The organism is Pseudovibrio flavus (genome assembly GCF_009711345.1).
Taxonomy (GTDB): Bacteria; Pseudomonadota; Alphaproteobacteria; order Rhizobiales; family Stappiaceae; genus Pseudovibrio; species Pseudovibrio flavus.
The window spans coordinates 1-1,040 of sequence record NZ_SMMA01000021.1; the positions used below are offsets into that span (position 1 = coordinate 1).

A 1,040-nucleotide genomic window follows, 5' to 3' on the forward strand; every position below is an offset into this window, starting at 1 on the left:
TTGGCGGCAAGGCCATCTCTTACCCCCGTATACCCTGCAGCGCTAAGATCGGCAGACCAGTTGCTCTCAGGCTTGGTGTAGTTAAGGCCAAGCTGCAAAGTGCCGGTATGGCCGTTAATGTCGGTTGGTTCCAACTCTCTTCCGCTTACTGTTGCTTCCATTTTATTGCCTGAGGTGTAGTCCCAAGAAATTGAGCCATAAGGCGTTAGGCCATTTTCAAGCGCGTAGGCGAGGGATGAGCCAACGCGGAAGGTATGGGCAGAGGCTTGTTCAAAATGGGTGTCTTCACCAGCCAGTTCTGCATGGTTTCCATCCGTCCATGAATAGATGTATTTGCCGTGCAGGCCCCAAGTTAGCCTTTCTTGCAGTGTTCTGGTGTAGCCAAGGCCAGCGTAACCACCCAAGTAGGCCGAGGAGAAATCGTAGCCCACAGGTACGTTGAAGTCGCTGGTGTCATACGCAATATCAGAGGAGCCTGCGCGGATCAGGCCCTCAGCGTATAGGCCATTCAGCAATGAAAGGCGGGCCATTACACCGCCGCCCATATAGTTTACGTTGCCTTTGCCAGAAACGAAGTGGGAGGAGGCGTTGTAGGTTTGGTGTCCTGTTTCTGCAAAGCCTGCAAGATGCAGATATCCATTGCTGGTTTCTCGTGTGGCACCAACGCCAGCGATGAAGTTGAAGCCGTCCAGATCAAGCTTTTGCCCGTTGTTGTAGGAAGTTGTGCGGCCTCCGGCTATGCCAAAGGGTACAAAACCGCCGCGCAGCGGTTCTTGCGCCATAAACGCGCCAATACCATCTGACGCGGCAAACAGGGTTGCATCCAGCGAGCTTAAAAAAGCAACGTTATTACCGGCGGTTACCGCATTGGCTTTGTCATTGGTTTTGCCGCTTGTCATGGTGGCGACAACGGCGTTGTCTGCACCTTCAAGGCCTACTTCAAACTCATAAATGATGCTGATGCCGCTTTCCGCCTCAAGCCGCTCGGTGCCTTCAGCAAGGTCGGGATTGGCGTTTTCGGTTTTGTTGATCAAGGTGAT

1 protein-coding gene is annotated in these 1,040 nt (G+C 53.1%); it reads right to left on the reverse strand.

Annotated features, from left to right (window positions below; all coding sequences use genetic code 11):
* Positions 1-1,040 (reverse strand): autotransporter outer membrane beta-barrel domain-containing protein (locus E1162_RS00070; RefSeq protein WP_155125404.1); only part of this gene is annotated, 1,040 nt, incomplete at both ends.